The organism is Paenarthrobacter nitroguajacolicus (genome assembly GCF_007786235.1).
In the GTDB taxonomy this organism is placed as follows: Bacteria; Actinomycetota; Actinomycetes; order Actinomycetales; family Micrococcaceae; genus Arthrobacter; species Arthrobacter nitroguajacolicus_A.
Genome location: NZ_VNFK01000012.1, coordinates 1 through 12115, shown reverse-complemented (window position 1 = coordinate 12115; position 12115 = coordinate 1). Strand labels below are relative to the sequence as shown.

Below are 12115 nucleotides of genomic sequence, written 5' to 3'. Positions count from 1 at the left end.
GCCACGTTGCGTAGAGCGCGCTCAGTGGCGCTTGTAGCCCATCCTCAGCGGTGCCTGTAGCCCATCCGTCCGCTGATGGTCAGCCCAGCCTCGCGGAGCCCGTCGATTAGCCCTGGCTGGTCTTCAGGGGCAAAGCGGAACGCCGGCCCGGAAATGCTTACCGCGGCGATGACGTTCCCCGCATGGTTGAAAATAGGGACGGCGACGGCGGTGAGGCCTATTTCAAACTCTTCGTGGACCGTGGCGTATCCGTTGCGCGCCACGTCCAGCAACTGCTTTTCCAGCTCGCCGCGGTTTGTCACCGTCCGGGGCGTTCGCGCGGGCAAGCCCACTGCCTTGAATACCTGGCTTCTTTCGTCGGCGGTGAGGGCAGCAAGAAGGACCTTGCCGCTGGACGTGGCGTGCAGCGGGGTCAGGCTGCCCACCCAGTCGTAAGTGGCCAGTGTTGAGGGGCCCATGGCCTGGTCCACGTTAACGGCGTAGTTTGACCGCAACACTGCCAGGTTGACGGTCTCCTTGTATTCGGCGGCCAGCGCCTCCAGGACCGCTCTTGCCTCGTGCACAACGCTCAGCCTGCCGGGGATGGAAGATGCCAGGCGAAGGATCCCGAAGCCCAGTTGGTACTTGCCGCGTTCACTGTTCTGCCGGACCAGTTCACGGTTGACCAAGGAGCCAACCAGCCGGGACACGGTGGATTTGTGGACGCCCATCTCCTCGGCGATTTCGCTCACGCCGGCGTCGCCTTCCCGGGCCAGGATCTCCAGGATTTGGAGGGCGCGATCCACTGACTGGACGCCTCCGCCCTGGGCGTCTGCGTCCTTGTCAATGTCCGGATTGTTGCGTGCGGCCATGGTGCCTCGTGTCCGTTGTCCAGGCAGGCGGCCCGGGCTGGTAGCCCTGCCTGGCCTGCACCTTCGTCTTTCCACATCCTAGACGGAGTTTTGGACGGACCCTTTCACACCATGACGGTCCATGGCAGTGGCATCACGGGGACAGTCGCGCCGGCTGCTACACCCTCAGGGGGAACCGCCATGTATCCGTCTGCCCCGGCAAGCCCGCGCATCATTCCCGGACCGGTGTGGGCGGCTGGGAAGGCGAGTTCGTGGACGAACGTGCACGGCATGAGGCGTGTCCGTCCGGGGTCCGGAGCTACGTCTGCCCCGGACATCATGAGGCCGGATCTACGGAACGGCCGGTTTCCCACAGCGGCCAGGAGTGGTTCGCCGAGGGTCATGAGCGCCATCATGGCGGCCAAGGGATTTCCCGGGAGCCCGATGATGAATCGGCCATCGGGAAGTTCCGCCAACACGGCAGGGTGGCCGGGGCGCATGGCGATACCGTCCAGGAGGAGCCGCCCACCGAGGGCGTCCACCGCCGCACGGAAATGGTCTGTTCCGGATTTACCGGTTCCGCCGGTGGTCACGGTGACGTCGGGACGTCGGCCCTCGCCGCCGCCGGCCAGTGCCTTCAACCACTCGGCGTAAGAATCGCCAATCCTGTGGTGGCCACCGGGCTCCCCGCCCAGTTGCGAAATAACGGCATCCAACTGCGGGCCGAACACGTCGCGGACCCGTCCCGGTTCCGGCTCACCTGAGGTCACCACCTCCGATCCCGTAAGGACGACGGCGACAATGGGCTTGCGCTGCACCTGCAGTTCGTCGCGGCCCGCCACGGCAGCGAGGGCTATGTGGGCAGGATTGAGGACCGTTCCGGCCCGGATGAGGACATCGCCGGCGGTTGCTTCTTCTCCGGTGGGACGGATGTGCTTTCCGGGTACCGTTTCGCTGGGCTTCGCATCAGGTCTCAGTGCCAACTGGCGGGCTCGCCCTGTTGCTTCGCGGACCAGCCCGCTTTCCTTGCGCAGGACTGCCCCGGCGCCTGGAGGAATCCATCCGCCCGTGGCGATGACGCTTGCTTCGCCCGGTGCCAGCGGCAGCCCCGCCGTCGTGATGGTCCACGGGCCGCTGCCGTTGATGGCCCAGCCGTCCATGGCGGACGACGCATAGTGCGGGAGATCCCGGGACGCGCGGACGTCAACCGTCAGCGTGCGTCCCACCGCGTCGGCGAGGGAAACGTTCAGCGGCGGCAGCGGACCGGCGCAGTCGTAGGCCAACCGCCGGGCCTCGGCCCAGGTTGGGGCGTGCCTTCGTTTGTCCGGGACCGGGACCGGGACCGGGGGATTGGGTGCAGTGGCGACGAGTTCTGGTGCAAGCATGGAGGTCCGCTTCCTGAGGTGGCGCTTCTGGCATTGCGAAGATACCGGGGACTGCACGGCCTTCCCGTAAATCTTGCCGCGCAGTCCCCGGTATCTGTTGTTGCGTGCTAAGCCTTCACGTAGCCGTTGGGGTTCAGCACGAACTTCGTGGCCGCTCCCGCATCGAACTCGGCGTAGCCGCGCGGTGCATCTTCGAGCGGGATGGCTTGGGCATTGACTGCCTTGGCGATCTGTACCTTGTCATGGAGGATGGCCATCATCAGTTGGCGGTTGTACTTCATGACGGGGCATTGACCCGTGGTGAAGGACAAGGACTTGGCCCAGCCGGTGCCCAGGGAGAGGCTGAGGGAGCCGTGCTTGGCAGCCTCATCGATTCCACCCGGGTCGCCGGTAACGTACAGGCCAGGGATGCCCAGCGAACCGCCTGCGGCCGTAATGTCCATCAGGGAGTTCAGCACAGTGGCCGGAGCCTCGTGCGAAGCGTCCTTGCCGTGCCCCCGGGCTTCGAAGCCCACGGCGTCCACGCCGCAGTCCACCTCGGGTACTCCGAGGATCTGCTCAATCTGCAACTTGGGGTCGCCGTTGGAGACGTTGACGGTTTCGCAGCCGAAGGAGCGCGCCTGTGCCAGGCGGTCTTCGTTCATGTCGCCCACGATCACGACGGCGGCGCCAAGCAGTTGCGCGCCCACGGCGGCAGCAAGGCCCACCGGTCCGGCACCCGCAACGTATACGGTGGAGCCCACACCAACTCCGGCGGTGACGGCGCCATGGAAACCGGTGGGGAAAATGTCCGAGAGCATGGTCAGGTCCATGATCTTCTCCAGGGCCTGGTCGCGGTCCGGGAATCGGAGCAGGTTCCAGTCGGCGTAGGGGACCAGCACGTACTCTGCTTGTCCGCCCACCCAGCCGCCCATGTCCACGTATCCGTAGGCGCTGCCCGGGCGGTCGGGGTTGACGTTGAGGCAGATGCCGGTCTTCTGCTCCTTGCAGTTCCGGCAGCGGCCACAGGAGATGTTGAACGGCACCGACACGATGTCGCCCACCTTGATGAATTCGACGTCGGGTCCCACCTCCACCACTTCGCCGGTGATTTCGTGGCCGAGGACCAAGTCTTTCGGGGCTGTGGTGCGGCCCCTGACCATGTGCTGGTCCGAACCACAAATGTTGGTGGTCACGGTGCGGAGGATGGCGCCATGCGGCACCTTCCGCCCGACGTTGGCCGGGTTGACGCCCGGTCCGTCCTTGAGCTCAAACGTCGGGTAGTCAGTGTCGATGATTTCGACGACACCGGGTTCCTTGTAGGCGACTGCTTTGTTTCCTGACATGGTCACTCCCTTTACTCTTGGCTGTTGCTGAAAACGTGCTGACCAATGATCCGAAAGCGGTGCTTCGATGAGGAATACCTCCCCAGGTTTCAGGCCACCGAAGCACCATTCACGGACCACTGGACACATGGGTGAACGGATAAATCTGTTACGTATCTAGGCCCTTTCCAGGCGGATAATCACGGACTTTGAGGTGGGTGTACCGCTGGTATCCGCCACGGAATCCAGAGGCACCAGGACGTTGGTTTCGGGGTAGTACGCGGCCGCGCAGCCCTTGGGGGTGGAGTACGACACGATGCGGAAATTCTCGGCACGTCGGTCCGTTCCCTGGAACTCGGAGATCAGGTGGACCATGTCGCCGTCGGCAAAACCCAGGTCGCTGATGTCCTGGGCGTTGACGAGCACCACGCGTCGGCCACCGTGGATGCCACGGTAACGGTCGTCCTTCCCGTAAATGGTGGTGTTGTACTGGTCGTGTGAGCGCAGGGTTTGTAGGACCAGCCGGCCGGGAGGAACCTTGATGAACTCCAAAGCATTGCCCGTGAAGTGGGCTTTTCCGGACGCGGTGTCGAACTTCCTGGCGTCGCGCGGTGGGTGTGGCAGCACAAAACCGCCCGGGTGCTGGATCCGCGCCTCGAAGTCCTCGAAGCCGTCAAACACTGCTTCAATGTGCTTCCGGATCAAGGAGTAATCGTCCCGCAGGGAGAGCCAGGACGCCTTGGGCGTGTTGGGAAGGCGGGCGTTGCCGTCGGCAAACAGTCTCTGTGCGAGATTGCAGACGATGGCGACCTCCGAGTGGAGGTGGTCGCTTGCGGGCTTAAGCCGTCCCCGGGATGCGTGGACGGCGCTCATGGAGTCCTCCACGGTGACCCGTTGGTCGCCCGTGCGCTGGGTGTCCTTCTCGGTGCGTCCCAGGGTTGGCAGGATCAACGCCCGCCGCCCCGTGGACAGATGCGAGTGGTTGAGTTTCGTGGAAATCTGCACGCTCAAGCCCGTGTTGGCCAATGCTTGCTCGGTGACCTCGGAGTCCGGTGCAGCCCGGACGAAGTTGCCGCCCATCCCCATGAAGAAACGGACTTTCCCGTCCCGCATGGCGCGAATTGCTGCCACAGTGTCGTAGCCGTGTTCCCGGGGAGAGCGGAACTCAAATTCCTGGTCCAGCCGGTCGTGGAACGTCGAAGGCATCTTTTCGAAGATACCCATGGTGCGGTCGCCTTGGACGTTCGAGTGGCCGCGGACCGGACAAACACCTGCGCCGGGCTTGCCGATGTTCCCTTGGAGGAGCAGGACGTTGACCACGTCGCGGAGGGTGGGGACGGAGTGCTTGTGCTGGGTCAGTCCCATGGCCCAGCACACGATGGTGGCGCTGGAGGCGAGCAGCCGCTCTCCCGTGGCCTGGATCTGCTCCAAGGTAAGGCCCGATGCCTCCACGATGTCATCCCATTCCACCTTCTCCAGGTAGCGGAGGTAGTCATCGATGCCCACTGTGTGGTTGTCGATGAACTGGTGGTCCAGGACCGTGCGCAGGCCAGGGGTGTTCCGGCCGTCAGCTTCGGCTTCAAGGAGGTACTTGCCGAGGCCTTGGAACAGGGCCTGATCGCCGCCGGCACGGATCTGCAGGAAGTCGTCCGTTAGCTGCGTTCCTTGAATCATTCCGGCCACATGCTGAGGATTTTCGAAGTGCAGGAGCCCGGCCTCAGGCAGGGGATTGACGGACACGATGATCGCGCCGTTTTTCTTCGCCTTTTCCAAGGCACTGAGCATGCGTGGGTGGTTGGTCCCGGGATTCTGTCCGGCCACGAAGATCAGCGATGCCGTTTCCAAGTCCGTCAGGCTGACGGAACCCTTGCCGATGCCGATGGTTTCCACCAGCGCGGAGCCGGAGGATTCATGGCACATGTTGGAGCAGTCCGGGAGGTTGTTGGTGCCAATTCCCCGGACCAGAAGCTGGTACACGAATGCCGCTTCGTTGGAGGTCCGGCCGGAGGTGTAGAACACAGCTTCATCCGGGTGTTCCATGGCCCGCAACTCTTCGGCCATGAGGTCATAGGCATCTTCCCAGTCAATTGCCCTGTAGTGGGTTGCGCCTTCATCGAGGAACATTGGGTGGGTGAGCCGGCCCTGCTGGCCCAGCCAGAAGTCATCCCGGGTCTTGAGCTCGGCAATGGAGTGCCGGGCAAAGAATTCCGGCGTGACGCGGCGCCGGGTGGCTTCCTCGGCCACTGCCTTGGCGCCGTTCTCGCAGAACTCCGCAGCGTTGCGCTTCTCGTGCTCAGGCCAGGCGCACCCCATGCAGTCGAACCCGTCCAGCTGGTTCACTGCCAGCAGGGTTTGGACACTGCGCAAGGGCCCCATCTGTTCCAGTGAAATCTTCAAGGCGTTGGCAACAGCCGGAATGCCAACTGCCTTGGTCTTGGGTTTACCGATGGTGAGCTTTGACTCGTCGATGTTCTCGCGCGGAGCTTTGGAATGCATGGGAAACCCTTCAGATCCGGGAGGTGGAAGCCGTGAGCAACGTGGTTCGGGACTGCTGCCGGGCGGCTTCCACGGTGTGGAGCAGCAAAAGCGCGGTGGTTACCGACCCCACGCCGCCGGGAACCGGACTCAGGCCGGCCGCCACTCCGGTAACACTGGCTTCGTCAACGTCCCCCACCAGGGATCCGTCGGGCAGGACGTTGGTGCCGACGTCGATCACCACCGTCTCAGTCGAGACGTGGCTGCCTTTCAGCAGTCCGGTCCGCCCGGCGGCAACAACCACGACGTCGGCGGGCCGGGTGTAGCGCTCCAGCTCGCCCGATTTGGAATGGCAGATGGTGACGGTCGCGTCTTTCCCGAGGAGCAGCAAGGACAGCGGCTTGCCCACCACCGCGGAACGCCCGACGACGGCCACGTTCCGTCCAGCGACCGGCACCTGAAAGTGGTCCAGCAGTTCAACGACGGCCCGCGCAGTAGCGGGTGCGAAGGCGGGCTGACCGACAGCCAAACGGCCAAGACTGAGCGGATTGGCGCCGTCGACGTCCTTTTCCGGAGCGATGAGCCCCACCAGCCGGTCCGCCGCAACAGCGGCCGGCAGGGGAGTCTGGAGGATGATGCCGTGGACTGAGGGCTCCGCGCTGAGGTCCTCCAGGACGCTGGCCAGCACGTGCTCGGAGGCGTCGTGGCCAAGGTCCACGATCCTGCAACCGACGCCCGCGCGTTCGGCTGCACGCTCGATGGAGCGGACGTACCAAAGTGTGGACTCGTCGTCGGTTGCAACAACAACGGCCAGCACAGGACGCAGGCCCTCATCGTCGAGGAGACGCGTCCCCTCGACGGCCTGCTGCTGGATCAGGGCGGCGAGCCCCTTGCCGGAAAGCACTGCGGTGGTCATGCGAGGATCCTTTCGCGGACGCGCTTCACCAACGAGTCGGCAGCCAGGACTACCTTGTCCTCGAGCCCATCTGTCTGCTCCGCCAAACGCGAGCGGGCATCGGCGTCATTGATGGCAACCACATTGATGTCGATGTTGACCCTGGCCGTGGTCGCAGCTGCGCGGGCTGCGTCCGCTGCAGCAGCGACGTCGCTGATGACGTTGGGATTGGCCACGTCAAAGATTTCAGTGGCCAGATCCACTATCTCGCCGGCAACCTTGATGAGTTCGGCAGGAGTGTGGGCCGCCTGGACCAGGGCGTCCTGGATGGCTGCTTTTCGTGCGGCTTTGAGGTCATCCGTGCTTGAGGGGAGTTTGTAGGAGTCAATGACGGCCTGGAAGGCGTGTTCATCGGCATCGGCAAGGCGCAATGCCTCGACGATCAAGTGGTCGGCTGCGCTGGTGATCCGGTTGACGAAGGCGGCGTGCTGCTCATATTTTGCGCCGGTGGTGTACCTGGCCACCATGGCAACCAATGCAGCACCTTGTGCTGCATGCAGTGCCGCAGCTGCACCGCCACCGGGGGTCGGCTGACGTGAAGCAAGCCGGGAGAGGTAGTCATTGATGGTTTCTGAGCTGATCATGTGCAGTCCTGGCGTCCTAGCCGCGGAGCCGGCTCATAGTGGGGTCGTACAGTGGATCCTCAGTGACGGTCGCTTGAATGCGGCGGCCGAAGTACTCGATTTCCACGGAGTCTCCCAGCGACACGGCAGCGGGCAGGTAGGCGTAGGCGATCGGCTTGCGGACCGAGTAACCGTAGGCGGCGCTGGTGACATAACCCACCGCCTGGTCCTTATAAAACACCGGTTCCTTGCCCAGCACCAGGCTCCTGCCGTCGTCGACCGTCAAGCAGCGCAGGCGGCGGGCCGAGCTTTCCTCGCTGCGTCCTTCCAGAGCCGCCTTACCGACGAAGTTCTCTTTGGTCATCTTCACGGCGAAGCCGAGGCCCGCTTCGTAGGGGTCGTGCTCGGTTGTCATGTCCGAGCCCCAGGAGCGGTAGCCCTTTTCGAGTCGCAGTGAGCTGAAGGCGGCACGGCCGGCGGCGATCACGCCGAACGGCTGGCCGGCCTTCCACAAGGCGTCCCAGAGGCGTTGCCCGTTGTCGGCGCTGGTGTAGAGCTCCCAGCCGAGTTCGCCCACGTAGGAAAGTCGCATCGCGGTGACGGTGACCCCACCGATGGTGACCTTCTTGGCGCGGAAGTACTTCAGGCCGTCATTGGTGAAGTCGTCGCTGCTGACCGTGCTGATGAGGTCACGGGCCAGGGGACCCCACAAACCGATGCAGCAGGTGCCACCGGTGGTGTCACGGACTTGGACCCAGTCGCTGGCGCTTCCGTTCTCGGTCTGGTGACGTGCTGCGCGCTCGAAGTAGGCCGTGTCCATGTTGCCGTTGGCGCCCAGTTGGAATGTGTCTTCGCTCAGGCGGGCCACCGTGATGTCGCTTCGGACGCCGCCGGCTTCGTCCAGGAGCAGGGTGTAGGTGACGGCGCCGGGCTTCTTGGCCAGGTCGCCGGTGGTCAGTTCCTGAAGCAACTTCAGGGCACCCGGGCCGGAGACCTCCAGGCGCTTGAGCGGCGTCATGTCGTACATGGCAACAGCTGTACGGGTCTTCCATGCTTCTGCCGCGGCGATGGGGGAGCTGAACATTCCGGACCAGGCGTCACGGGCCGGAGGCTGCCAGTCGTCCGGCATTTCCTTCAGCAGTTCGGCGTTGGCTTCGAACCAGTACGGGCGCTCCCAACCGGCGCCTTCCAGGAAGTATCCGCCCAACTGCTTGTGGCGGGCGTGGAAGGGGCTGACACGAAGATTGCGCGGGGACAGCTTGGGCTGGAGCGGGTGCATGACATCGTAGATTTCCACGAAGTTCTGCTGGGAGGTTTCGCTGACGTATTCGGGGGTCAGCTGGACTTCTTCGAAGCGGTGGATGTCGCAGTCACCAAGGTCGATCTTCGACTTTCCATCTACCAGCAATTCGGCAACGGCGCGGGCGATGCCGGCGGAGTGGGTGACCCATACGGCTTCGGCGACGAAGAAGCCATCCACTTCCTTGGATTCGCCCACCAGGGAACCGCCGTCCGGGGTGAAGGAGAAGATGCCGTTGAAGCCATCTTCGATCTCACTTTCCCGGAGTGCCGGCAGGATCTGCTTGGTTGCTTCCCACGCGGGAAGGAAGTCTTCCAGGGTGAAGTCCAAGCGGGAAGGCATGTTGTGTTCGCTGATGCTGCTGGGCTCGTAGCTTCCCAGCTCGTCCAGGTCCACGGGCATGGGGCGGTGTGCGTAGGAACCAATGCCATAGCGCTCGCCGTGCTCGCGGTAGTAAAGGTCCTGGTCCTGGTGGCGCAGGATGGGCAACCGGGCGCCGTTGGGCAGTTCATTCTTGCCTTTTTGCGCGGGTACCGGAGTGGTTTTGACGTACTGGTGGGCCAGCGGCAGGAGCGGGACGGACATTCCGATCAGCTCACCCACTTTGGCGCCCCAGAAGCCGGCACAGGAAACCACGATGTCCGCGGGAATGACGCCGTCAGGGGTCTCGACGCCGGTCACGCGGCGGTTTGACTGCTCGATTCCGGTCACCTCGGTGTTGCCGATGTACTTCACACCGGCGGCTTCCGTGCGCTTGATGAGCAGCTGGACTGCGCGGGCAGCCAGCGCCAGGCCGTCGGTGGGTACGTGGAGGCCGCCCAGGATGTCTTCCTCATTGATGAGAGGGTAGAGCGCCTTGCACTCTTCGCGGGAAAGGATCTTGCCGTCGATACCCCAGGACTGTGCGTAGCCGAGCTTGCGCTTCAGGTCCGCCAGGCGGGTCTCCGTAGTGGCGACCTCAAGGCCACCCACTTGGTTGAAGCAGCTTTGCCCGTCCTCGGTGAGGGACAGCAGCTTTTCCACCGTGTACTTGGCGAAGAGTGCCATGGACTTGGAGGGGTTGGTCTGGAAGACCAAGCCAGGGGCGTGGGACGTGGAGCCACCGGGCATGTTCAGGGGGCCCTGGTCCAGGACTGTGATGTTGTTCCAGCCGCGGGTGACCAGTTCGTCGGCGAGGTTGGTGCCGACGATCCCGGCTCCGATGATGACAATGCGAGGCGTGGATGCCATGAAAATTCTCCTGCGGAAGTTCGTGTGGGGCGGGCTTGAACGGGCTGGTTAGCGGAAGACGACCGTGCTGGTCCGGTCCAGGAGGACGCGGTGTTCGCAGTGCCAGCGGACGGCGCGGGAAAGCGCCAGAGCTTCCGCGTCCTGGCCCACAGTGGACAGCGCATTGGGGCCGTAACTGTGGTCCACGCGGATGACTTCCTGCTCGATGATCGGCCCCTCGTCCAGGTCGGCGGTGACGTAGTGGGCGGTTGCACCCACCTGCTTCACGCCGCGGTCGTAGGCCTGGTGGTACGGGCGGGCGCCCTTGAAGCCGGGAAGGAAGGAATGGTGGATGTTGATCGCGCGTCCTTCCAGCTGGCGGCACAGGTCGTTCGAAAGGACCTGCATGTAGCGGGCCAGGACCACCAGGTCCGCCTTGTATTCGTCCACGAGTTCCAGGAGCTTTTGCTCCGCCTCGGCCTTGGTGTCCGGAGTTACAGGGACGTGGATGAAGGGCAGGCCGGCTGCCTCGGCCATTGCACGGTGGGTCTCGTGGTTGGAGACGACGGCGACGAGCTCGCCGCCGAGGCTGCCCCCGCGCCAGCGGAAGATGAGGTCGTTGAGGCAGTGGCCAAACTTGGAGACCATGACCAGGACGCGTTGCTTGGTCTGGTCGTGGAAGCTGAATTTCATGTCGAAGCGGTCCGCGATGGAACGGAACTCATCCTCCAGCTGATCCGGCGAGTAGCTCTGGCCGCCGGAGAAGGCAGTGCGCAGGTGCAATGTCTGGCGCAGGCTGTCGTCAAACTGCTGATGTTCTTCGATGTTGAAGCCGCGGTCGAAGAGGAAAGTGGTAACTGCCTGCACGATGCCCGGCTGTTCGACGCACGACAGTGTGAGTACGAACTTCTGCGCCTGCTCGTCCTTGAGCTGGCCGCGTTCTGCCGGAAGGGTGCTGAGGTGTGAGTCTGAAGCCACGAGGGTCATGCGTCCTCCTTAGGTATTTGCCTAGATATATTCCTGAATCACGAACTGATATATTAGCATTGGAAATCAGCGTATACTGGTGACCGGGGCAGGTCAATAGGTTTTTTGGTTGTGAAGAAGGGAAGGCGCTGTGGCTTTTGGAACTCTGGCAATCGCCGGCGATGCTACGAAGAAGTCGTTGGCCGACGTCGCCTATGAACGCCTCCGCGACCGGCTGCTGATGCTGGAAATCAAACCTGGCGACCTTTTGAATGACGACCAACTCGCCAAGGACCTCGAGATCGGACGCACTCCGGTGCGCGAAGCGCTGAAGAGGCTTGAGTTGGACCGGCTGGTGATTACCTATCCGAGGCGGGGAACCTTTGCCACCCGCGTTGAGGTGACGGACCTGGCCTTTATCTCCGAGATTCGGGCCCAATTGGAACCCCTCGCCGCCGCCCGCGCGGCGCGGGTGGCTTCGCCTGCCACCAGGGAGCATCTGCGAAACGTCATGCGCGCCGTGGAGGACTTCGATGTCAGCGCGGCCTCGGTGGTTGAAACTCTGCGCCTCGACGCGAGTGTTCACCAGGGCATCTATGCAGCCGCCGCGAACCCGCACCTTGAGGATGTGCTGATTCGCTACGACAATCTGGCCACGCGCATCTGGTGCATGGTGCTGGACCGCCTTCCGGACCTCGAGCACCACGTCCGCGAGCACCTGGATCTCCTGCGGGCTGTCATTGACGGCAACGAAGAAGAAGCTGCCGAACTCGCCCGCGTCCATGTCAGTGGCTTCGAGCAGGCTGTTCGCCAGGCGTTGTTTGCGGCGTAACCCTCGCCGTGTGGTCTTGGCGGCCCATTGACTCGGGGGTTGTGTGCTTGCATACTGAAACCCACCTAATATATCACCCGGATATCACGCGGGCCCTCTGGCCCGCCACGGCATTCGGCGCGCCTGTGATGCAATCACAGCCCCAAGTCCCTGGAGTACCACGTGACTACACGACACCCTCTTTTCGAACACATTCCGCTCACGGGCAGCAGCCGTGTTAAGCGGGGCATGGCTGAGATGCTCAAGGGCGGCGTCATCATGGACGTCGTTAACGTCGAGCAGGCCCGCATCGCCGA

General features: G+C 63.5%; 9 protein-coding genes and 1 pseudogene. 2 read left to right on the top strand and 8 right to left on the bottom strand.

Annotation, left to right across the window (positions count from 1 at the left end; translation table 11 throughout):
- Positions 1-44: 44 nt before the first annotated feature.
- From FQP90_RS15085 to purU, 8 genes are all read right to left on the bottom strand, one after another.
- Positions 45-851, bottom strand: a complete 807-nt coding sequence (locus tag FQP90_RS15085; RefSeq protein ID WP_144651872.1) for an IclR family transcriptional regulator — start codon at positions 849-851, stop codon at positions 45-47.
- Positions 852-955: 104 nt separating this feature from the next.
- On the bottom strand, positions 956-2215 hold the full coding sequence (locus FQP90_RS15080; RefSeq protein ID WP_144651871.1) for a molybdopterin molybdotransferase MoeA: 1260 nt from the start codon (positions 2213-2215) through the stop codon (positions 956-958).
- Positions 2216-2322: 107 nt separating this feature from the next.
- The gene (gene fdhA, locus FQP90_RS15075) at positions 2323-3540 is read right to left on the bottom strand and encodes a formaldehyde dehydrogenase, glutathione-independent (RefSeq protein ID WP_144651869.1); all 1218 of its coding nucleotides are present in this window, start codon (positions 3538-3540) and stop codon (positions 2323-2325) included.
- A gap of 156 nt (positions 3541-3696) precedes the next feature.
- On the bottom strand, positions 3697-6015 hold the full coding sequence (locus FQP90_RS15070) for an FdhF/YdeP family oxidoreductase (RefSeq protein ID WP_144651867.1): 2319 nt from the start codon (positions 6013-6015) through the stop codon (positions 3697-3699).
- A gap of 10 nt (positions 6016-6025) precedes the next feature.
- Entirely contained in the window at positions 6026-6910 is an 885-nt protein-coding gene (locus tag FQP90_RS15065) for a bifunctional 5,10-methylenetetrahydrofolate dehydrogenase/5,10-methenyltetrahydrofolate cyclohydrolase (RefSeq protein ID WP_144651865.1), read from the bottom strand.
- Positions 6907-7533: a cyclodeaminase/cyclohydrolase family protein gene (locus tag FQP90_RS15060; protein WP_144651863.1), complete on the bottom strand. Its 627-nt coding sequence runs from the start codon at positions 7531-7533 to the stop codon at positions 6907-6909. The genes FQP90_RS15065 and FQP90_RS15060 overlap by 4 nt, the downstream gene beginning before the upstream one ends.
- 16 nt (positions 7534-7549) lie before the next feature.
- The gene (locus FQP90_RS15055; RefSeq protein WP_144651861.1) at positions 7550-10042 is read right to left on the bottom strand and encodes a GcvT family protein; all 2493 of its coding nucleotides are present in this window, start codon (positions 10040-10042) and stop codon (positions 7550-7552) included.
- A 48-nt stretch (positions 10043-10090) separates the two neighbouring features.
- Positions 10091-11008 carry a formyltetrahydrofolate deformylase gene (gene purU, locus FQP90_RS15050; RefSeq protein ID WP_144651859.1) on the bottom strand — a complete coding sequence of 306 codons (918 nt, stop codon included), beginning with the start codon at positions 11006-11008 and terminating at the stop codon, positions 10091-10093.
- A 130-nt stretch (positions 11009-11138) separates the two neighbouring features.
- On the opposite strand from purU, the gene FQP90_RS15045 reads away from it, so the two are divergent.
- On the top strand, positions 11139-11819 hold the full coding sequence (locus tag FQP90_RS15045) for a GntR family transcriptional regulator (protein WP_144651857.1): 681 nt from the start codon (positions 11139-11141) through the stop codon (positions 11817-11819).
- 192 nt (positions 11820-12011) lie between these two features.
- Positions 12012-12115 (top strand): annotated as a pseudogene (locus FQP90_RS15040) (pyridoxal 5'-phosphate synthase lyase subunit PdxS); the annotation flags it as partial.

Bases quoted from the DNA above. Each gene is read 5' to 3' on its own strand.
- FQP90_RS15085 (WP_144651872.1), bottom strand. From the start codon at position 851: ATGGCCGCACGCAACAATCCGGACATTGACAAGGACGCAGACGCCCAG.
- FQP90_RS15080 (WP_144651871.1), bottom strand. From the start codon at position 2,215: ATGCTTGCACCAGAACTCGTCGCCACTGCACCCAATCCCCCGGTCCCG.
- fdhA (WP_144651869.1), bottom strand. From the start codon at position 3,540: ATGTCAGGAAACAAAGCAGTCGCCTACAAGGAACCCGGTGTCGTCGAA.
- FQP90_RS15070 (WP_144651867.1), bottom strand. From the start codon at position 6,015: ATGCATTCCAAAGCTCCGCGCGAGAACATCGACGAGTCAAAGCTCACC.
- FQP90_RS15065 (WP_144651865.1), bottom strand. From the start codon at position 6,910: ATGACCACCGCAGTGCTTTCCGGCAAGGGGCTCGCCGCCCTGATCCAG.
- FQP90_RS15060 (WP_144651863.1), bottom strand. From the start codon at position 7,533: ATGATCAGCTCAGAAACCATCAATGACTACCTCTCCCGGCTTGCTTCA.
- FQP90_RS15055 (WP_144651861.1), bottom strand. From the start codon at position 10,042: ATGGCATCCACGCCTCGCATTGTCATCATCGGAGCCGGGATCGTCGGC.
- purU (WP_144651859.1), bottom strand. From the start codon at position 11,008: ATGACCCTCGTGGCTTCAGACTCACACCTCAGCACCCTTCCGGCAGAA.